The 21,704-nt window shown below is 37.5% G+C and carries 18 protein-coding genes; 7 read left to right on the top strand and 11 right to left on the bottom strand.

The window, feature by feature from the left end; translation table 11 throughout:
- Positions 1-202: 202 nt before the first annotated feature.
- A complete protein-coding gene (locus tag AC27JP_RS01910) occupies positions 203-2,266 on the bottom strand; it encodes a TonB-dependent receptor plug domain-containing protein (RefSeq protein ID WP_487111745.1) in 2,064 nt (687 codons plus the stop codon).
- A 221-nt stretch (positions 2,267-2,487) separates the two neighbouring features.
- On the opposite strand from AC27JP_RS01910, the gene AC27JP_RS01905 reads away from it, so the two are divergent.
- Positions 2,488-4,146 (top strand): methyl-accepting chemotaxis protein, encoded by a 1,659-nt coding sequence (locus tag AC27JP_RS01905; protein ID WP_487111744.1) that lies wholly within the window; start codon positions 2,488-2,490, stop codon positions 4,144-4,146.
- A gap of 92 nt (positions 4,147-4,238) precedes the next feature.
- Here the strand turns inward: AC27JP_RS01905 and AC27JP_RS01900 are convergent, their stop codons facing one another.
- From AC27JP_RS01900 to AC27JP_RS01870, 7 genes are all read right to left on the bottom strand, one after another.
- Positions 4,239-5,207 (bottom strand): dihydrodipicolinate synthase family protein, encoded by a 969-nt coding sequence (locus AC27JP_RS01900; RefSeq protein ID WP_487113416.1) that lies wholly within the window; start codon positions 5,205-5,207, stop codon positions 4,239-4,241.
- A gap of 452 nt (positions 5,208-5,659) precedes the next feature.
- The gene (locus AC27JP_RS01895) at positions 5,660-6,430 is read right to left on the bottom strand and encodes a substrate-binding periplasmic protein (RefSeq protein WP_487111743.1); all 771 of its coding nucleotides are present in this window, start codon (positions 6,428-6,430) and stop codon (positions 5,660-5,662) included.
- A 73-nt stretch (positions 6,431-6,503) separates the two neighbouring features.
- Positions 6,504-7,862 (bottom strand): sensor histidine kinase, encoded by a 1,359-nt coding sequence (locus AC27JP_RS01890; RefSeq protein ID WP_487111742.1) that lies wholly within the window; start codon positions 7,860-7,862, stop codon positions 6,504-6,506.
- Between the two features lies 1 nt (position 7,863).
- A complete protein-coding gene (locus AC27JP_RS01885) occupies positions 7,864-8,523 on the bottom strand; it encodes a response regulator (protein ID WP_487113414.1) in 660 nt (219 codons plus the stop codon).
- A gap of 2 nt (positions 8,524-8,525) precedes the next feature.
- Positions 8,526-11,561 carry an efflux RND transporter permease subunit gene (locus tag AC27JP_RS01880; RefSeq protein WP_487111741.1) on the bottom strand — a complete coding sequence of 1,012 codons (3,036 nt, stop codon included), beginning with the start codon at positions 11,559-11,561 and terminating at the stop codon, positions 8,526-8,528.
- A 9-nt stretch (positions 11,562-11,570) separates the two neighbouring features.
- Positions 11,571-12,689: an efflux RND transporter periplasmic adaptor subunit gene (locus AC27JP_RS01875; RefSeq protein WP_487111740.1), complete on the bottom strand. Its 1,119-nt coding sequence runs from the start codon at positions 12,687-12,689 to the stop codon at positions 11,571-11,573.
- Positions 12,679-13,434: a MipA/OmpV family protein gene (locus AC27JP_RS01870; RefSeq protein ID WP_487111739.1), complete on the bottom strand. Its 756-nt coding sequence runs from the start codon at positions 13,432-13,434 to the stop codon at positions 12,679-12,681. The genes AC27JP_RS01875 and AC27JP_RS01870 overlap by 11 nt, the downstream gene beginning before the upstream one ends.
- A 572-nt stretch (positions 13,435-14,006) precedes the next feature.
- On the opposite strand from AC27JP_RS01870, the gene AC27JP_RS01865 reads away from it, so the two are divergent.
- Positions 14,007-14,687: a hypothetical protein gene (locus AC27JP_RS01865; RefSeq protein ID WP_487111738.1), complete on the top strand. Its 681-nt coding sequence runs from the start codon at positions 14,007-14,009 to the stop codon at positions 14,685-14,687.
- 74 nt (positions 14,688-14,761) lie between these two features.
- Here the strand turns inward: AC27JP_RS01865 and AC27JP_RS01860 are convergent, their stop codons facing one another.
- On the bottom strand, positions 14,762-15,775 hold the full coding sequence (locus tag AC27JP_RS01860; protein ID WP_487111737.1) for a phage integrase: 1,014 nt from the start codon (positions 15,773-15,775) through the stop codon (positions 14,762-14,764).
- 23 nt (positions 15,776-15,798) lie between these two features.
- Positions 15,799-16,290 (bottom strand): hypothetical protein, encoded by a 492-nt coding sequence (locus AC27JP_RS01855; protein WP_487111736.1) that lies wholly within the window; start codon positions 16,288-16,290, stop codon positions 15,799-15,801.
- Positions 16,291-16,607: 317 nt separating this feature from the next.
- On the opposite strand from AC27JP_RS01855, the gene AC27JP_RS01850 reads away from it, so the two are divergent.
- Positions 16,608-16,805 carry a hypothetical protein gene (locus AC27JP_RS01850; RefSeq protein ID WP_487111735.1) on the top strand — a complete coding sequence of 66 codons (198 nt, stop codon included), beginning with the start codon at positions 16,608-16,610 and terminating at the stop codon, positions 16,803-16,805.
- A gap of 71 nt (positions 16,806-16,876) precedes the next feature.
- Here the strand turns inward: AC27JP_RS01850 and AC27JP_RS01845 are convergent, their stop codons facing one another.
- Positions 16,877-17,602, bottom strand: a complete 726-nt coding sequence (locus AC27JP_RS01845) for a hypothetical protein (protein WP_487111734.1) — start codon at positions 17,600-17,602, stop codon at positions 16,877-16,879.
- A 254-nt stretch (positions 17,603-17,856) separates the two neighbouring features.
- Between AC27JP_RS01845 and AC27JP_RS01840 the strand changes: the two genes are divergently transcribed.
- The 4 genes from AC27JP_RS01840 (at position 17,857) to AC27JP_RS01825 (ending at position 21,667) form a co-directional block, all read left to right on the top strand.
- Positions 17,857-18,048 carry a hypothetical protein gene (locus AC27JP_RS01840; protein ID WP_487111733.1) on the top strand — a complete coding sequence of 64 codons (192 nt, stop codon included), beginning with the start codon at positions 17,857-17,859 and terminating at the stop codon, positions 18,046-18,048.
- 448 nt (positions 18,049-18,496) lie between these two features.
- Positions 18,497-18,754: a hypothetical protein gene (locus tag AC27JP_RS01835; protein WP_487111732.1), complete on the top strand. Its 258-nt coding sequence runs from the start codon at positions 18,497-18,499 to the stop codon at positions 18,752-18,754.
- A gap of 218 nt (positions 18,755-18,972) precedes the next feature.
- A complete protein-coding gene (locus AC27JP_RS01830; protein WP_487111731.1) occupies positions 18,973-20,835 on the top strand; it encodes an ATP-dependent nuclease in 1,863 nt (620 codons plus the stop codon).
- Positions 20,836-20,959: 124 nt separating this feature from the next.
- Positions 20,960-21,667 (top strand): hypothetical protein, encoded by a 708-nt coding sequence (locus AC27JP_RS01825; protein WP_487111730.1) that lies wholly within the window; start codon positions 20,960-20,962, stop codon positions 21,665-21,667.
- Positions 21,668-21,704 lie beyond the last annotated feature (37 nt).

The following is a 21,704-nucleotide window of genomic DNA, read 5'->3' as shown; positions in this document are numbered from 1 at the left end:
AATAACTTGATTTAAGTCATTATTATTAAAGTGTGTTGGCGGCTTTTTCAGGAGAATCAGCGTTAGGGGAGGTAAAGCTATTAGCTATGAGCGAGTAATGTGTTGCTTTATTTGTAGTTTTAGGCGGTTAATTTCGGACTAAATCGTTAACCGTGATTGTGTTATTACAATCACGGTTAACTTTCTTTGTTTTAGCTGCGGGTTAAAATGTCATTTTCAAGCCAATCGAAGCAAAAGGCTCTAGACCTTTTTCTCCTTCAATTTTGTAATCAGCTAAGGTTTCATTGCCATCAGGTGCATAATAATAACCTGAGAAATTGTCGCTACCTAAAGCGTTCAATAATGCAAAACTCCACTCTGCTTTTTGCCCCATAATCGAGGTTTTGTAGTTCGCTTGAATATCGAGTCGGTGATAAATAGGCAAGGTTTTCGAATTTAACTCGCCGTAAACGGGTAAATAGAATCCGTCATGATCAGGGTTGTCACGCAATGCGGTAATAGGTGTGTATTTTTGACCACTTCGAATAGATAACTTAACACCGAAATCCCAACGTTCATTGAACTGATAATTTGCCACTAAATTTGCCAGTAGCGGGGTATCTAAATAGTATTCTGTGGTGGTATTGGTGTAAGTGTCGGTTCTATCACTTTTCGACCAACTAATAGAGGCCCAGCCGTACCAGCCATCTTGTGTGTCGCGTTTAATTAGCCATTCAATACCTTTTGCCGTACCAGTTAAATCATTGCTGTAATGTAAGTCACTATTAGGATCATCATCATCAAGTGAGCGTGCTAAATCACCCAAATCTTTGTAGTAAACATCAACAGATGTTTGCCAAATATCAGACAATTGATAAGTGACATTAATGCCATAATGTTTAGCCTTAGGTGACTTTAATTTTGGGTTACCAATTTTACGTAATACAGTGTCTAAATCAGGAAAGCGGCTATAAGTTCCTGCTTTTGCAGATAAGGTTAAATCAGGTGTTACAAACCAGCTTAGTGCCGCACGTGGATGAACAAAATTTTGCTCAACATAGTCGTTGTATTCAGCTCTTACGCCCAGCTCTAACTGCCAATTTTTATCAAATTGCCAAATGTCATTAATGTAGAGCGCGTAATTATTCGCTTTAAGTTTATCAGTATCTTGCGTGCGTTCACCTTTCTTACTTTCACAGTCTTGTTCATGGTCAGTACAATAATAAATAATGGCGTCGTAACTGTAATCACTGGTTTCAGAGTCCCAATCAAGGCCGGTAATTAATTTATGATCGCTGAATAAGTTCAGCTGATAACTAAAGCGTGTGCTGTATTTATCAGTATCGACATTAATATATTGTCCTTGCCCATAAGATTGCTCCGACTTTTCATTAGTATGACTTGCATTTAACTGAAACAGTTGCTCATTATCACCAAAGTACTGCCAAGAAATTCCTTGGGTATCAAAACCTTGTTTAATTTCCAAGTCGCCAATGGTATCTGGGTCTACGCGACCTTGTTCTGATGCTTTCGATATGTTTATACCGCCTTTATCATTGGCACCGGTTAGGTTGAAGGTAAGCTTATGGTTATCGCCAATTAACCATTGATATTTCGCCTGATAATCGTCACTTACTGGCGCTTTATAAATGGTGTAGCCTTCATCTTCTTCCTCTTCATCAATAAATAAATGGATCAAGCTGCGACGATATGAGACATAAAACGCTTGGTCGTCACTAACGCCGCCCTCAGTCATAAAACCAGCTTTTAGCATACTAAAGTCAACGGTTGTTGATAGTTCCTGATTACGAGGGTCACGCAGTTTTACATCAAAAACACCACCGGTTGCATTACCGTATCGGCTATCAAACGCGGCAGGGTGCAGGGCAAAGTCTCGAACAACATTTTCATTGAAAATACTGTCACCAAATAAATGGAAGACGTAAGTCACCGGCATATCATCTATATAAAAGGCATTATCATCCGGTGAAGAGCCTCTAATCGCAGGTTCTCCGCCGTCATCTCCACCTGCGTATACAACCCCAGGTAAACTATAAACAGCACCCAGTGGGTCATGATCTAAGCCAGCAATTTTTAAAAGCTTTTCTGTTTCTAATGTTACTTCACTGTTGGCTTGATTACGTTTGCCGTTTACTTCAATAACTTCTATGGCATCTTGTTGTGGTTTTTCTAAGTCAGAGGCGAATAGTGGAGTTGTGGTCAAAATTGAGCATACCGAAACTGCTATTGAGCTTTTTCCTATGCTAGCGTAAACGTGCTTAGTCATCGTGCATCCTATCGTTAATGAATCGTCGCGCTATTCTCGGTTATTTCAGCTGTTAAATTCAGTAACGCAAAAGTAGGATAATTGTTTGTTTTTTGTCAGAAACTGTAAGTCGTTTGCGGATTAGTTTTGCATGAAGGTATATAGGTTGAAATGCAATAGCGAGAGTTAAGGTCTATTACTGACAATGTTGTATTTACATTATCTTTATAGGCTATTTTACTATGTTAAATTTATTTACTCGCGCAACCGTACAAACCCGATTGTTAATTGGCTTTGGCGCGGTAATCATCATGATGGTTGTTATTACCATTGTTGGCATTAATAGCGTTAACGCCATTGATAAGTCGATGACAGTGATCACCGATGTTAACTCTGTTAAACAACGTTACGCGATAAATTTCCGTGGCAGTGTGCACGACAGAGCCATTGCAATTCGTGACGTAGTATTAGTACAACAGCCTAGTGAACTTCAACAAACACTAAAAGATATTGCTCGTTTAGAGGCTTTTTATAATGAATCACGAGTACCACTTGAGCAGTTAATGAGCCAAGGTTCAACGCCAAATGAAGAAAGTATTTTAAGTTTAATTAAAGGCGTTGAAAATAAAACTATGCCGTTAGTTAAGCAAGTCATTCGCGAAGTGCAACAAGGGAATAAACAACGAGCAGAGCAATTGTTATTGGCTTCTGTTCGACCGGCATTTGTTGAATGGTTAGCGGCAATTAATCAGTTTATTGATTACCAAGAAGTAGAAAATCAACAAGCAACAAAAATGGTACGAGAAACAGCCGCTAGTTTTGAAGGTGTGATGTTGGCGTTAACTGGTATCGCATTTCTGATCAGTGGCGTTATTGTTTATCGTATTGCCAAAGGTTTAAGAATTTCTCTTGATGGTGAACCAAGCGAAGTGGCAAGTTTATTATCAAAAGTTGCCGAAGGTGATTTAACACAAAATATCGATGTACGTTATGAGAATAGCGTGTTGTTTTCACTAAAGAAAACTCAAAACCAGTTAAGCTCAACGGTAGCCAATATTGCTGGTGCATCAAAAGAGATTAATGGTCAAATAGATATTGTTTCTACAGGCTCTGCTGATGTACTTGCGTTAGTACAGCAGCAACGTGAATACACAGCGCTGGCGACAGCAAATTTGAACGACATGCGCGAAAAAACTTATACCGTGTCAGAACTACTAGTACAAACGGAACAAAACTCATCACAAACCTTAAGCTCGTGCACCTCGGGCAGTCAGTCAGTAAATGCCACTGCTGCTGAAATTGAAAAAGTATTGAACACCGTTAGCAGTGCATTGGAAAAGCTGCAAATGCTTGAGCAGCGCACTAAAGATATTAGTGGCATTATTTCAGTGATCAGCGGTATATCAGACCAAACTAACTTACTTGCTTTGAACGCGGCGATTGAAGCGGCACGGGCTGGAGAATCAGGCCGAGGTTTTGCCGTTGTTGCCGATGAAGTAAGAACCTTAGCGCAAAGTACTGGCACAGCAACTTCTGAAATTGAAGCTATGTTAACCGAAATCACCAAAGAAACCGCTGACTCTGTGGTTGCTATGGAGTCAACACTGCCTAAAATTGAAAAAGGCTTAGCGCTAGGTGTTGATTCCGCAGAATTACTTAAAGCCATTGAAAACCAAGCAAATGATTCCTTGTTAAATGTGCGCCAAGTGGTTGATGCGTCTAAAGAGCAAATACTTGCCATTGATGAACTCTACGAAGGGATGAAAAGTGTTGCTGATATGGCCGATTCTTCCACGAGTTCGTTAGAGAAAAACAATGACGTTGCGAATAACCTTGACGCATTAGCGAATAACCTCAAAGAGCAAATTGCTTACTTTAAAGTTAATGCAGTCAGTTCATAAGCTTAAGTTGTAAAACCTAACTTGAGTTGACCGTTACAGACAAAAAAAGCTCCGTAAAAACGGAGCTTTTTCTTTTTGAATGTTTGAAAGAATTAGCCTATTAAATCCAGAGCTTCAAGTCTTTCTTTTGCTAGAGTATATCTTGAACGAACATCATCAATTTGCTGTTGGGTTAACTTCTTACCAAGAGTACGAAGCCCTCCTTCAGCATCATTATGATGAATGCCAAATGCATACTTAAGATATTCCATAAGTAGTGGTTGAGCATCCAAGTACGATATAGAGTTCATAGCCTGAGAAATTTTATTTGCCTCAGCCCATTCGCCATTATTAACATACTCCTGCATAGAAACACTCGCTTTAGGGAATATACAACCTACGCCTGTAATTCCACCGCATGCGCCAGCAAGTCCTGCATGTACAGTTACCGTGTCAACACCTGCCAAGATTTTTAAATCTTTATTCTCTAACATCAGCGTTTCAATAGTTGAAACATCTGTAGTCGATATTTTAAGAGCAGCTACTTCAGGTAGAACAGCAAGTCTTCTAAGAATATCTGTTGAAAGTGCATGATATCCAGCTGCATCAGGGTTGTTATAAGGCATAATTGTTACGCCTGCTTCTTTTGCCGTTGTTGCAGAAAGTGCATAGTACGCATACATTTCTTCATCAGAAGGAGCTTCTTTAGTTTTTGGTGGCATCACCATTACGGTGTCTACACCTACCATTGCTAGTTCTTTAACGATTTTGGCAAGTTCTTCTTTAGTCTCTGCCGCAGCGCCACTGATCAACGGGACATTGTATTCTTTAGCAACTTCAGAAAGGGCTTTAAGTAAAGAAAGACGCTGTTCAGAGCTTAGGTAGCTATTCTCACCTAGGGTACCAGAGCCGACAAGCCCACCCATTCTGCTTCCGCCTTTTCCTTGAACTTTTAAAATATCTGCAGCGTATTTTTTTGTTGCATCAAAGTCAATTTCAACGGCACCAGATTCTGACTCTTTAAGCCATGTAAATACGGCTGGCATAACCGTATATCGCCAATCTGTACTATTTGTTTCCATCATATTTTCTCTTGTTAAAGTAGTATTGTATACATTATACCAAATAAATTGCATAAGTTAAATTACCTTTGGAAAAGCAGGAGGTAATTTGGGTTACACCCTCAAGGCGTTTTACATGGCAAACTTCATTTGCTCCCTAAACTCATCATTTTTCTCTTAATTTCAGATGTATTCAATCATCATACTTTCATTCACCTTAGTGTTGAAACAAAATAGTCTCTAGCCCAAAAGTTTTCTCCATTGAAGTTGCGCTGCCTACCTCTATATTTTTATTGCCCGCTTTTTTATTAAACGGCATATTAGTGTAAACGCAGCGTATGCTGTCTATTTATTAGCGTGATCTCTAGGGCTACAATCAGCAGAGAATACATGTTCTCTACGACCTAAAATTGGTTTTATGCTAGTGAGTTGTCCTAAAGCTTGTTCAGACACTGGAATAGTGTGAAGAGGTTTTATTTCTGCTTAGCGCTCAAAGGTTGTCGAGCATTATTGAGGTACTCATCAACTTTACCGCTTGTCTGTAAACGCTTGAGACCTTTGTTAAATAAAGTGAGTAATTGCTTATTTTTTGGGTTCTTGGCGAAAAGTAAATGATATGCGGCGACCCGAACAGGTTTCGGGTGGTGGGTAATTTGTTGAATTTGTTCAGGAGAGAAGTGCGCTTTTAAACTGGCATAACCACCATCTTTAGCATAAATAAATACTTGAATTCGCCCTTTAAGTAGCATGCCAAAACTCTGTTGTTCTTGAGGAACTCGTTGAATCGACAATAAGCCTTGCTTTTCCGCCTGATCAAATTCATCTCCATAAATATAATTAGCGGTGGCACCTATATTTATGTCTGTTAAATCGTCTACGTTATTCCAATCAAACTCGGTTGTTTTCAAATGAAAGAAAACCCACTCCCCACTGTAAATAGGATCGCTAAACAAAAAGCCTTGTTCTCTTGCCCTCGTTTTAACCCAGCCGACCGAGGCGTCCCATTTACCATTACCTACGCTTTGATATGCTCGAGCCCATGGAAAAAATCCCCACTCTACATTAATGTTTTCTATGGCAAATGCTTCAGTCACAATTCGAGAGCCAGCGCCGTAATGGGGTAAATTTATTGAATGATAGGGCAGCCATTCACCATTGGTAATTCGAACAGATTCTTGCGCATGGCTATGCATTGTGCTCAAAAGAAGTAGAAGAAAAATAATTTTGATAAGGCGATTACTCATTAAATTACCTACATTTTTCACATATGTTTTATTACTTTAGTCTAGTGCTTATCGTCCTGTTGTTGATAATTAATTATTCATAAAATTTTACGGTGAATTTTGCTCCACCTAAACTTGAATTATTATCAACGGTAATGGTGGCATGGTAATGACTAATCAACTCTTTAGTGATTGCTAAGCCTAAACCGCTGCCATTGCGGTTAGATTGGTTTTCGCGCCAAAAACGTTCAAATATTTGCTGATGAAATTCTTCAGGTATGCCATCACCAGAATCTTCAACTATGATTGCCTGGTCGATAATTGATACCTTAATTTTGGCACCTGTTGGCGTGTGCTTAATGGCATTTTCAAGCAAATTTTTAACGATTACGGTTAGTTCTCCTTCATCAACATGTGCGGTGCTTAGGTCGTTTTCGCCAATAAGCTCTAGCTCTTGGTTTTTATCAATTGCCATAGGTGCTATATGTGAGCACACACTCTTTACCACGTCAGTGAGTTTTATTGCGTCGTGATGTGTAATACTCATGTTTTGTGCGCGTGACAAATCAAGCAGTTGCTCAACAATTCGTGAAATAAATTGGGTATCGTTGACTAACTCATTTTTAATAGCGGAAGAGGGAATTTTCAACTCTAAACGATTTAACAATATTGTTAATGGTGTACGAAGTTCGTGAGCGGCGTCAGCAATAAATCGTTTTTGTTGCTCAAAGCTGTCTTCAACTCGGTCAAGTGCATCGTTCATGGCGTTAGCTATGGGAGATAGCTCGCTCGGTACATTTTCTACGTCAATGCGCTTGTGTAAATCTTCAGGTTTTATATGTTTAATTTGTTGTGTTAAACGACTCGAGGGTTTGATAATAAGTTTGATGGCAATAACGCTGACAGATAAAAAAACAATAAAAGTCATGATGATAACGGCGGTTGCTACATCAACTATGCTGGGCTCTACCGCTTCATTAGCAAGTTGAGCGAGTAAATCACTGCGCGCGACATCAAAATAATATTGGCTACCCGCTAATTCAACTTCTCTTCGATAAACGCTGGTATTGCTATTTGGCACGTTGTAATAATTCTGTGGAATATCTATCGTAATACCATTAAAAATGGCACCTTGCATTCCTTTAGGCGCTGAAAGTAACGCTATTTTTTGAGTATCAACGTTAACGAGTCGGTAGCCTAAATTGGAAAAAAGAGCATCAAATCCCCATTTCATTACTACTTCAGAATCATCAAGTTTAATGATACCTGAGTCATCAACATAAAGGGATGAGGCCATTTCTTTGGTTAAACCATGCATGTTACTTTCAACCGTTATTTGAGCGTATCGCTCAGAGAAAGATAGAAAGATAACCAGTAGCAAACCAAATAAAATAGTGCCTGATGAAACAAAGTAGACCAGCAACTTGAAGGCAATAGATTGCCGAGGTATCACCTTACTTAAAAAGATAACCAACTCCTCGTATGGTTGAAATAACAGGCGTAGCACCAGCTTCAGCGAGTTTTTTTCGTACCCTATGCACTGCAACTTGCAGAGCATTATCTGTTAACGTATAACCGTCTTGATAAACCATATCTTCTAAAGACTCCTTTGATACGGTAAGGCCTAAGTTCCACATAAAGTACTCTAAAATGGCTACTTCTGTTTTTCCTAAAATTACATTATTACCATTTACCGTGACGGACTTGGCGATAATATCGATATTGATATTACCTGCTTCAAGTTTAGTGTTAGAAAGCTCGTTTGGCCGCCTAAGCAAGGCACGCAATCGGGCAATTAGTTCATCAATAGCAAAGGGTTTTATTAGATAATCATCTGCGCCATGATCTAAGCCCTTAATGCGATCTTGAACTCCACCTCTGGCGGTTAAAATTAGCACTGGCACCATGTTACCGGTGCGACGTAAATTTTTGAGTACCTCAATACCGTCAATATCAGGCAGGCCTAAATCCAGAATAATGGCCGTGTAACTGCTTTGTTGTAAATATAGCTTTAATTCACCGCCGCTTCTGGCAATATCTGATAAGTAGCCTTGTTGTGCAAGTGCCTCTTGAATGAATTCAGCCAATTCACCATTGTCTTCTGTGATTAACACTCTCAAATTTTATTCCCTCTGATCTTGTCTGCATTTAAGGTTAATGTTAAACACGCAGGTAAAACAATTAACGTTAAAATTGTTGACGTAACTAGGCCGCCGATGATGGTCCATGCCATGGGAGGCCATAATGGGCTTGATGGCGATGTTAACGGGATCATCCCTATAATGGTAGTACAAGCGGTTAATAGCACTGGGCGAAACCGCTCTTTAGTTGCTAGCTCTATGGCAGTGCTAAGCGGGGCATTGTCTTCTTTAATTTTTACCAATACCGTATCAATTAATATGATGGCGGTATTCACCACTATACCGGTTAGCGCTAAAAGCCCAAGTACTGACATAAAACCAAAGTTAACGCCAACTATAGCTAAAGTCGGCTTTACACCTATCATAGCAAGTGGAATGGTTAGCATAATTAGCCCTGAAATTCTAAAGGAGTTAAATTGCAATATTAACGCTGAAAACAATAAAATAGCGCCTATAGGCAAGGTTTTTAGCAAAGCATCATTTGAGCTTGATGTTTCTTCAGCTTCACCACCTAACTCTAGCGTTATTTGATATTGCTCAGCAATTTTGTTTAGCTTTGACAATATGCTTTCGATGACACTTGCTGCTTCAACACCTTGCTTTACATCGGCTTTAATTATATTGCTATTAAAGCCTTTCCAGCGCATTAGTCGTGGCGCTTCGCCGGTAAAACGTTGTTGGGCAAATAAGCTCAACGGAAATGTTTGCCCTTGATGGTTCATCACCACAGTATTCATAATGTAATTACTATCAACGTGGTTGATGTTTTGGTTCTCACGCAGCAACACTGGCGTTGATTCCCGCTCTTGCGGTATTTCAGTCACATTAATACCTGTGGTTCGCCATGAAATAACGTTTGATAATTCTGAACGCTTTATGCCCGCATTTTGTAAATTAAGCTCATTAATCTCAAATTCCAATGTTGGTTTGCCGACTATGTAACCCCTGCGTGTATCAGTAGTGTTGTGGTGATTGTTGACTAAGCTAAATATTGCTTCTGACGCTGCTAGCAGTTGCTTACGGTTATCACCTAATACTCTTATTTCAATTGGCGCTTCAATAGGCGGACCTTGACCAATTTCTCGTGCATGTACCCGAGTGGATGTAAATTGCTTAGCGAACGTTTGATTTAACTGTTCAACAATGTCTGGAATTAATTCATTGGAGCTTGTTTCAAAAACAATTCTAGCCACATGAGGATTATGAGGTGCTGGGTTTAAATTATAGTAAAATGACGGGCCTGAATTACCCACAAAGCTAATAATATTGGTTATGTTATCGTTTTGTTTTAACAAGTGCTCAACTTGCTTTGTGGTTTGTAAGCTTGCTTCGTGGCTTAAACCAAAGCTGCCTTCAATATCAATATAGGCCTGATTTCGGCTTGATTTAGGAAAGAATTCTCCGCCTTGTTGTTCTGAGCCCATAAATGACAGCAGAACCAAGCCAATAAATAGCAAAATCGTCAGCTTAGGTTGGCGTGTACCTAGCTTAGCTAACCCTTTACCTAAACGATTGAATTTGGCTGAACTGCCACCTTCTTTAAAGGTTGCTAAGTTATTGGTGATTGCCGGTAGCAGTGCCAATGAATATAAATAACTTATCACAATGGCGATAATAACGATCACTGGGATCATGCGAATAAAATCTGCAACATTACCTTCAGACAATAGCATAGGAACAAATGCCGCTATGGTAGTGAAAGTTGAGGTGGCAAGTGGTCGATATAATTCCTTAATCGCTTTTTGAGAAGCCGCAATATTACTCAAACCTTGCTGTCGATACCGAGAAATTAACTCTGACATCACAATGGAATTGTCAACCATAAGCCCTAAGCTGATCACTAAACCGGCAATCGACATTTGATGCAAAACGCCACCATAAATACCAAAAATAGCAATTGCAGAAAGTGCAATGGCGGGAATAGTTAAAGTAACCACAAAGGCGACTTTTTTTGACATCAACAAAAACAGCACTAAACCAACACCAATGCTACTGTAGAAAAGCGATAGGGCAAGGTCGTTTCGACGCTTTTCAGTCCACTCTGGCTGAAAGAAAACCGGTTTAATTACGTAGTCACTTTGTTGCTGATTAAACGCATCAATTTTCGCTATCAAGGCATCGCCAAAGTCGGTAACCCGTATGGTATTTGGAGGCACAACAAGGGTTAAGCCAATGCTTTTTTTACCATTAAGCCAGAAGCTTGTTTGCTCAATAGCTGGCGGAGCTTTGCGCACCTTTGTAATATCTTTCAGCGTAACGATTTTATTATCAGCAGTGGCTATTTCAACCGCTTTCAATTTTTCAATGTTGTCGATGCGGGTAAGCGAGGCAATATTGCTTTGATAGAGCTGGCCTTTTAACACACCTATGTTTCTTAACGAGTTGGCCTCTGCAATTTGGCTAGTAATATTCTCAGGTGAAATACCTAGCTCTAGCATAGATGCTTGCGAATAAAGTACCTCTATTTGTTCGCCCGGGTCACCGAGCAGTTCTATTTTTCGTACCGCAGCTAATTTATATAATTCGTCTCGAATGAATAGCGCGTAGTGTCGTGCTTCCGACAAAGGCTTGTTAGTTTCTATTGTAAGTACAACCCCAGCCGTGTCTTGAATACGATCATCGAGTGATAATTCAGAAACTAAGTGACCATATTTTGATTGTGCCTCAGAAACTTTTTCACGTACTCGTTGCCAAGCTAATTCAGTATCGTAAATGGTTTCCTCTAATTCAATATCGACAATGGCGGTGCCATCAGACGCTTCAGAAGACACTCTGTCTATGCCATCAACACTTGCCAGTAAGCGCTCAAATGGCTGCACTATGGTGTCTTCGATAGCTTTTGCCGACATACCTGGCGCAATAATGGTGACATTTCCATTACGGTAAGGAAAAAAGGGGTCTTCTTGCTCGCTAATATTAAACCAAGTAAATAGGCCAACTAGGCTGATAATTATCACTAAGCCAAAAATTAGGCGCTCTTGTAAAAACCAAAACTTATGAGGTTGCTGCATAGTTGGCACCTAAAATTGGTATAAATTGACAGGTAACGACACTTCATTACCGATTAATATTTTGCTATCAGCGGCTAGGTTTGCGGTGATCAGAATAAAGTTATTGTTCATCGCTAAAATTGACACGGGAATGTGACTAAGATTGTCAGCAGCTTTAATAACGTAAGGAGTGTTATCAGCACCATAACGTATAGCGCGATAATCAACTTCATAAGCCAAAACACTTGCACCGACGTAATTTAATATTACACGCAGGCCAACCAATTCAGGCGCTGATGAAGCGAGTTCAAAGGTAATGTTATGTAGTCTGATGCCATCTTCAGTAGGCAGCGCTTTCTCTACAACGGTAGCGCTTAGCACTTCGCCAGTAGCGGGTATCGATATTTGGTAGATTTTGCCTAACTTAATAGCAACCGCTGTGGTTTCAGGTATCAAAAAACTGACTTTTTGCCTGTGCGTTGACTCAAACCGAAACACCGCTTCGCCGGGGCTAACAAAATCACCTTCGCGCTTATAAATTGTTGCGACAATACCATCGCTTTTCGCTTTAATTGCTGTGTCGGAAAACTCATTTTTAGCTTGAGCTACCATAGCTTGCGCTTCATTTTTAGCTTGCGTGGCAATGTTATGATCACGTTTAGCCTCATCAAGTAACTGTTGAGCGATAAGTTTTTTTTCAAACAGCGTATTATTTCGTGCCAGTGTTTGTTGGCTAAGTGATAACTCGGCTTGGCTTTTCTTTAATACCGCGTTAGCTTGGTCGAGTTTTTCAGCCAAAATGGGCGAATAAAGTTTAGCGATAAGCTGGCCAGACTTTACACTTTGTCCTTCTTTGGCATCTAACTGTATTATTTTTCCAGACTCAAAAATTGTTTCATTGTATGAGTGAATGCCTTTGACAATACCATGAAATTGTAATGCTTTTTTATATGACGTTTGCTCAAGCGATACAGTATCTAGCTTTGCTGCGATGTTAGATATTTTCACATGCGTGTTGCTTGGCTCAGTAAGCGGCACACTCGCCGTTATATTTTTGTCATCACTACAGGCCGATAATGCGAGCAACATGGCTAGCATTATCGAGTAAAAAAGAAATGATGATTGCGTGTAGTGCTTATTAAAAAACATACATATAACCAAGAATTAGGTTGGCACTACCCGAAGCATCAATTAACGGGCTATCTTTAATTTCACTGCCGTATGCAGTGTAAGACACATACGTAATAAAGTTGTGATGCTGGCCAACACGCCAGTTCGCCTGAACACCTATTTCAGCGTTAGTGGTTGCTTCGCCAATATACAGTGCGCGGCTTTGCGTAACTTCGTTTGCGCGAACACCGTAGTAATAATCAACAATGTCTTCGCTTTGTCTTGTCAATGTTAGGTAAGGTTTTATGCTGTAAGTTTTAAAGTTATAGGATTTTGAATACGTTAAGCTAAATTCATTACCTTTATGCTCATTTGTTGCATCAGTAATAAATTGTGCTGAAAAGTCACCAAAGTCTGTTTCATAATCTACCGATAACCCAACATCAAAAGAGCCTGAACGATCTTCCATGCCAAGAAATATATCGCTGTCATCTTCCTCAAAACCATCAAACCTTAGTTGGCCGGTAAAACTTAATGTTAGGTCGCTCATTTCAGCTAGCTTGTAACTAAAATTCGGGCCAAGTAACTGGAAATTTTCTGTTTGATAGTAAATCACCGGAACCGGCGTAACTTCGTTACTCACATCTATGTAACCTTGGTCACTAATCACTGCGCCTAAACCTAAGCCCCAACGACTTTCCGGTTTTTCAGCTAGTGCCGCTGTGCTAGCGGTAAGCGCAATCGCACTAAGTAACAAAGTACCAACGAATTTATTCGACATCATATGTTCTACTCCAATAAGGTTTTGGATTGTTATATTGTTCAGAATGTCGCCATTATGCAGGGGGATACTTTCTCGAAACTTACAGTACTAAAACCAAGTAAGGAATTTTGTAAGGTTCCAGTAAGAAAAAAGAGCTGTTAAAGGATTGGTTAATTTTAGGTACAAAAAAACCGCAATTAAGCGGTTTTTCTATGATAAACGATTGTTTGTTTATGCCAAATCTAAAAGTTACTAGGTATAACTAATGGATTAAAAACGGTCTTTATTTTGGTGGAGCGGGGGGGGGGATCGAACCTATTCTAATGAATTAAAAACAACAACTTATAAATATAACAATAAGTTAACGTTAAAGTGCGTTAGCAAATATCACTGTTTATTAATCCGAGGTGGACAAAAGGTGGACACTAGATTTTATGCTAATTTTCAATGTTTCTAGTAACTGCATATATAGCAATACTTAAGATTGATCCTATACTGCTCTTTGTAATGAGCAACCAACAGCATGGAAAGTGAAAAGCATTTTGATAATTTACTAAATATGCATTTATTTAAATGGAATTACAGGTCCTAAAGTGATGAGTGAACTAAAGTCGCCCAATGAATATATTACGAAATGTCTTGCTTGTAAGGAGCAAATAGAAATAGGTGCTACCGTGTGTAAGCACTGTAATTCATTTCAGAACTGGCGTAGGTATGTATCTTTTAGTTCAAATGTGTTGGCACTGTTAGTGGCGCTTCTATCAATAGGGACAGTTCTTTTTTCGACTATAAATGATGCAACATCAAAATCCGAAATTGTACTGCAAATAACTAAATATCCAGATATTAAATTTCAGATGATGGGTTCGACTGTTGATGGAAGTATTCATGAACTTACAGGTAAATATTACTTATTGGTTAATCCTATTATGATGAATTTAGGAAAGCGACCAGGGGCAGTGATAAGTGTAGAAGCTTTAGTCAACTTTAATGGCCTTATAATAAAAGGAGAGGTTGACTTACTTGAGCAAGTTGCTTCATTACGAGTAAGTGATTATCGTTTATCTACGATCGAAATCCCTCTATTAGTAGATAAAATAGACTCACTTCCAACTAGTTTCGAGTGGGAATACAATCGGAAACCAGAACCTATTTTGGATCTTTCAATATCTGATGTGAAATTATTCTTTAATGTAGTGAGTAGTGACGGTGTAGTTGATAAAAAACGCTTCGATTTTGGTTCGGCTGTAAAAAAAATCTATCCATTTAAGTAAAATGTTTTTATGTAACAATATTTAGCACTTGATAAACTGTTATCTGTATTTTTGATATTCTAGTAAATGATATCTTAATCATTATCAGAACTTAGCGGATTTAGCTTAATCGCATCAGCTAAATGAGTTTTACTAAAGTGTGAGTACTTCATCGTGTCGCTAATATTGGCATGACCAAGTATTTGCTGAAGTACCAAAATATTACCGCCATTTATCATGAAATGACTTGCGAACGTATGCCTGAGAACATGGCTGCATTGCCCTTTAGGCAGTTGAATGCCTGTACGTTCTAAAGCCTTTCTAAAAGCACCAATGCAATTTTTGAATAACCTACCTTTTCCACTTGGAATTTCTTCTGCAAGTTTCTCATCAATAGGAATCGTTCTATTTTTTCCACCTTTAGTGTTTATGTATGTGATTTGATTGTGAGCGACTTGCCTCTCGGTTAGGCTTTCAGCTTCACCCCAACGAGCACCGGTAGATAACGCTATTTTGGTAACCATATAAGCATCATTATTTCTGGATTTTTTTAACTCCTCCAATAACACTGGAATTTCATCAGGTGTTAGAAAACCCATTTCAGGTTGCTTATATTTTAACGCTCTGACATTTTGAATTGGGTTCGTAATGATTTCGTTTAACCGAATAAGCTCATTAAACATAGCATTTAAATAAGTTTGCTCATTATTTACTGTTTTAATAGATACTGTTTCGAGTCGTGAAGCGCGGTATTCAGTCCATATAGCAGGAGTTAATTTTCTAACAATGGGATTATTCATTTTTTCACACATCGCTTTCATTTTTGCCAAGCGCTTAGTGATATCAGTTAAGCTTTTTCCATGTAACTTATGCCATAGTTCTATCAGCTCTAATAGACGTCGATTGTCGTCTGGGTCAGGTTCCCAGTCTTTAATGTTCTTAAGCTCAGTATTCCAATAATCTTTAAACCTTATTGCTTCATTACGCGTTAAAAATTCGCCACGTTTACGCGCCCCATGTTTTCCTCCTGGGCGAATATCAACGTAGTATGGTTTTTCATTATTTGATGTACGCCAAATACCATCTTGTACTTTCTTAATTTTCTGCATAAGTATTACTTAATCAAAATATATTAATTACTGCCTAATGATATTGATGGTGGAGCGTTTTGTTCTCTCCATAGCTTTTCAAATTTTTCAGCTTCAGTATACCTATCATCTAAACAGGTAGAGAAAGTTTGTGTTGATTTTGGTTTTTTGCATTCTTTTGGTAGTTGATAGTAGTCAAGCCAAGCCTGCTGCTTTTCACCTGTAAATAACCCCTTAATTCCAACTTCGGAAATAGTTGAGTCATAACTATCATATATAATAGGCTTCTTACTTTTCTTAACCTTTTTTTTACTACTCACATACTTTTTAGTTTTGTTAGATTGATTGTTTTTTCTTTTTCGGCAATCTTGATATTCCTTATGCAGTCTACGCTCTGCGTTTCTACCGCCTTCACTTGAATGACTTCGCATAGCACTTTGCATGCTTTTTAATGCATTCCATTCATATTGGCACTTTGAACCGGCAAACGATGGGAAACTGAAAACAACGAATAGAAGAAGGGTGAACTTGTACATATGTATCTTTATGTCCTTATAGAGATTGTGTGACATATAATACACATTCTTACAGTAAGGCTCATTATTATTTAGAGAAAAATTGCTCAATATTTGAATAATATTTTGTAAGATATGTCTGAAAATCACTGTAAATGGTACTGTATAGACGTTTTTTTACGCAAAAAAATTGCGTCACAGTATATATTCGTTATACTCAACACGTTCTAGTTTTTCATGCAGTTATTATTTCTACGGTGATTTGTTATAGCTTTAACAACAGTCCGTTTTAATATTGATGAATTAGAGAAAATTTTAACGGAATGGAAAAGGATCTCATGAAGAGAAAAAATAAAACAATTAAAGTGCTTTTTACATTATTAGCAATATCAGGCGTAGCAGTAGCAGTCGACCATCAAAAACAGCACAATCCTAAAAATGAAGTAATTGTCGGCAATGACCTTGGTTCTTTCAAACCACCTAAACCAAACGACAGCATATTAGATAAGCTTAAAGGTTTTTTGAAACCAGCCTAGTTTTATTATTACAGAACTAAAAAAGCACTAATAAATTAGTGCTTTTTTTATGCCTAAATTTCGTAAAATAACTATGCTACAATTTTACAGTTCAATGCTTTAGCTATTTTCTTATGGTAAAAGTAAGTTGAATCCAGCTCGGTACAGCCGCCAATATCTTTCAATATTTCAGAAGCCATTATTGAAAATTTTTCTTCATTTGTAATATGAAATGACAAAGCATAGGCATTTAATAAAGTGCGCTTTATTCTTGTACTCATCCCAATTTGATTAAAAAATTCCATTTCTTTAGAGGTTAGCAGGTCTTTTTTTGTATTATTATATTTTGCTTCTTTTAGTCGCTCAATGGCGACTTCAAGCGCGTTTATTTTTGAATACTTATCAGCTTCAATTACTTTTAATCGAGCTAAATGGTATTGCCAAGTAATTTGAGTAGCTAAGGATAATTTATCTACTTTAAGATTCTCATATCCCATTACAGCGTCATCAATGCTTTCCCTGACCATTATTACGCTTTTTTTACTCATATCTTCAATGTCATGAATATCGTCCCATGCGTCAATAATTTTTGAAATAAATTTGTGTTGAATATCAAATTTTTGCTCTTGATTAAATTCAGCTTCTTTAAATGTTTTTTTGAACTTATTTTCAGCTTCATTTTGAAATATTAAGAGAAGGACAATTATAGCTAGCACTAATACATGTTTACCCCACACAACAATTTTTGCACCAAAAGCTTCCAAAGAAAAGCCTGATGGTTGCTCAGGGCCTGATGGGTCTTGTGATTGAGTTGTCATATCAAATTATTCCACTTCATTATTATTATTTTATTGCAAGACATAATATGTCTTATTTGTTAATTAATCACTAAAAAAATGTAAAAAATGAGAAAGTAATTAATTCGAAGGGAGTATTAATTACTTGTACATATGTATCTTTATGTCCCTATAGAGATTATGTGACATATAATACACATTTATTGTCTTAGGTCATTGTGAATTTTTAAACAATACATTAAAGTTATCAACATCATAAGGAATAAGGAACTGATATGGAAATCAACTCAAGCGTTAATATTAACTCACAAAGCGTTCAAAAAAATACAGTAAACCCTAGTGAGCAAACAAGTCAAAGCACTGAAAAACTACCAAGCCAAGCGCAAGACACGGTGAATATTTCTGAAGAAGCCCAAACTTTATTTAATCAGGGCGGAGGCCACCCAACAAGACCAGTGAAGAAATGATAACGCTAGAGCTTGGGCATTTTATTGCCAAGTTCTATCTCGTAGCATACATATTTTGTTTTGTACTAAGTTACAAAAATGTACAAGAAAATAAATCTAACTTCATTATAATCATGCTAGCTATCGCTACGTGTATTTTTAATCAGTACATAAATACAACGGGCGACTTTTATACATTTTATTTAGTGATGGCCAGTACTTGTGCAAATGTAATATTAACGTCAGTTGGCCTACATGTTTTCTTTACGATAAAGCATTCTAGATCAACATTATGGTTATATTTAATATATTTCCTGATAGCCATTAGCTATATGATTATTCATAGAGTTAGGGTGATAATTTATGAAAGTGACGAGCCGATATTATGGTTTATTAATGCTCATTCGGCTTTTACTTTGTCACTGTATATTTTGAGCATTTGTATTTTTATTTATGGATGTAACATTAAATGGAAGGTGCAGTTTGGGCGTTTATCGTCATAGTGTTAATGGTTCTGTTCAAGGCATTAAAACTTGAAAAAACAGAAACGGTTTATTACGAAAAACAGCTATTAAAACGCTATTTAGAAATAAAGAAAATTAATCCAAACGTACGAGTAAAATATTTAAAAGAGTGGGAAGTATCAGTAATAGAAGCACTAGAGGATAAGAACAAAAAACGCGTATTAAAAATAGTGAAATTAGATAGCTTTTCTCGCACTAGATAAAGCCAATTAGTTTTTCAATTATCACTGTGTAATGTCTTGTAATGGATATTTTTTCAGTGCTAAGTATCCTGTTTTCCAAATACATATAGCTAATTATTTGAAGTATAAAATGTATTTCAGTATTGCTATGTAAAATTAAATTTAAGAAGAGGAAATTGTCCTGCTTTAAACAAGGATTATTTTCTCATAATAAGCTGTTATTCATTTTAAGGAGCAATATGCCTTTCCCGATAGAGTTAAATACTACCATTCAAAGTCACAATGGTAATTTCAATAGAGAAATTACCATAAGAAGTGGTTTAACTGTATTAATTGGTCCAAATGGTAGTGGTAAGACGCACTTACTTCGTGCTATCAAAATTGCAATGCCTCAACATGTCCAAGGTAAAAAAGTAAGGTTTATATCAGCCGGCCGTATGGGAATGCTTGAACAAAGCCGTTCAGATTATGATGGCCATAGAGGAGGACATATTTTATATGACAATGCTAGTTTTGGTTCTAAAAGTGATGTTAATAGACGGCATGATATTGAAACCTTAAATGGTGATTTTCAAACGTTATCTGAAAGAGCCGATATTCTAGTTAAGGTTCAAGAGCGTCTTAAAAAATTGTTTAAAAGAGACCTTATTATTGAGTGGGATGCAGGCACTTTAAAGGTGGTGTTTGCGCGATTAGATACAGAAAGTGCTCCGTATTCATCCGGTCGAGAAGCATCAGGGTTACTTCATTTAGTTGGTTTGTTGGCGGCATTATATGATGATGATGTTGGTGCGCTAATGCTGGATGAACCAGAAGTTTCATTACATCCTCAACTGCAAGCATTTCTGCTTAATGAGATTGTTTCTGCTGCTGGGGATCACTTAGAGAATGGCTTTAAAAAAATAATAGTTATGGCTACCCATTCTACTGAAATGTTGAAGGTGCTGAAGTGTGATGACTTATTATCTTTAGTATTTTGCCATGATTTAGAAACTGCTCCTGTTCAAATACCTACCGATTCTGGTGTACTTCAAAATAGAAAAGTTCAGGCATTGGTGGCGCGGTTAGGGCAGGAACATAAACTATCATTATTTTGTAGAAAGCCTCTATTAGTTGAGGGACCGTCAGATGCTCTTATTTGTAGTTTTTTATCGCAAAAATTGGAATTGCACCTAGAAGCATCTGGCTCTCAGATATTACCCGTAATTGGTACAGGGCAAATGCCTGTAGTGTCAAAATTCATGAAGCTATTAGGAAAAACTCCAGTTGTTTTGGCTGATGCGGATGCTTTTGCTGATGGTCTTGAGTTAAGTAACTATTTTCTTAATGGGTGTTTAGTAGCTGATCAACAAGCTGCTACTGCAGGTTCTGCATCAGCGATAGCAATGGCGAACTCTGCCTATAATGATTTTTGTCAGTTAGTAAATGCTCATTGGGATGATGTATCGACTATTTCTTCAAATCATCCATATTGGGTAAATAAAGGGGATGGTGAAGAAGCTCAAGCAAAACGAAGGGCTGTTTTTTGTACTTTATTCGAGAGTGATGAAAGTGTGTTGGCTGAGCTATCACCCAATAGGGTTTGGGTTACGATAAAGCAGCGGTTAGAAGCTGTATTGAGTTTATTAGAGTTGGCTGGTTGCTTTATTCTTCGACGAGGTGCTATAGAGTCCTATTATCAATCTTCGGATATATTTACATCAGAAGGAAAACCGAGCGCAGCAGTAGAAGAAATCGAACATTTAGATAGTCTTACTTCTTCTCATTTAGAGGCACTATTACCCGAAATGACAAGGTGCATAAAATTTGCGTCATTAGGTGAAAAAATTAATGAAGCTGAGTCATTAAGAGATGTATTGCTATCTATTGCTGCACCAGCAATGGCAAAACTTAATACAGGCTCTAATACTCAGGAAATGAAAATCCTCTGCAAAACCATTCTAAGAGAAAAGTCTGAGTTATTTGATTTGGTTGTAGAAGATGAACAGTTAATGATTGCTATGAAGAGTAATATTTTAAACGTTGAAGGCTTTCCCATAACTCTTGAAAAGGGGGATGACGTAGTAAGTAAAATTGAGAGTGGCTTGCAATCAAATGCATAATAATGCACTTAAACGGAAATAAAGTAGTGGGTTAGTTTTTGCTTCACTACACATTTTAACCCGCTATTTTCGTCCGCTTAGTGCGGCGTTATATGATTTTCAAACATGGAGTTAAATTCAAATTATGGCAACAATTAGGTTAGCAATTATCGAGCAAATGAAAAAACAGTTTGATCAAACAATTTTTTCACGACATATGTTTAAAGTGGAAGCTAATAAATCTGAAAATGTTTTGAATATAAAGTTTAAGGGAAAGGAAGATTATAGCTTTACACTTAAAGAAGTCACACCGCTTAAACAGAACAGGTTTAAGTTTGTCACTATTGAATCCCCTGGACAAATATCAAATGAAACTGAATATTTTGATCATGAAAACCTAAATAATGCCCAAAGTAGAGCCTATCAATGGGCTCATCGTATTCAAGAAGATTATAAAATAGCAGTACCGGATGAAAGTGACTTGGAGAGCTTTCGTGAAGAGTTTTTGAAAAACTTTGAAAACCAAGGCATAGATAATTCTCACTTTTCACAAGAAGAGCAGGATTCTGTTACTGAAAAAATGAAAATTTTTGAGAAAAAACTAGAAGAGTTATACAAAGATAAAGAAGCAACAAGTCAACAATTAAGTACGATGCGTCAGCAAATTGATATACTTAAAAAGAGTGTAGAGATACTTGATAAAAGAACTTGGTTGTCAGCTGCTTGTAATCGGATTTTTGATATTTATAAAGAAGTAAAAGGTGCTAAAAATGAGGTGTCAGGACTCATTGGTGAAATGAACAAATTACTTCCATCACCTGAGCCAGAAGTAGCCGAAGAAGTAAGTGAATAAATCATCTAATAAGTCATTAAAGCTGGACAATAAACAG

The sequence above is a fragment of the Colwellia sp. SU-HH01172 genome, assembly GCF_057553355.1.
The sequence above is the reverse complement of the archived record's forward strand: the minus strand, read 5'-3'. Positions and strand labels throughout refer to the sequence as shown.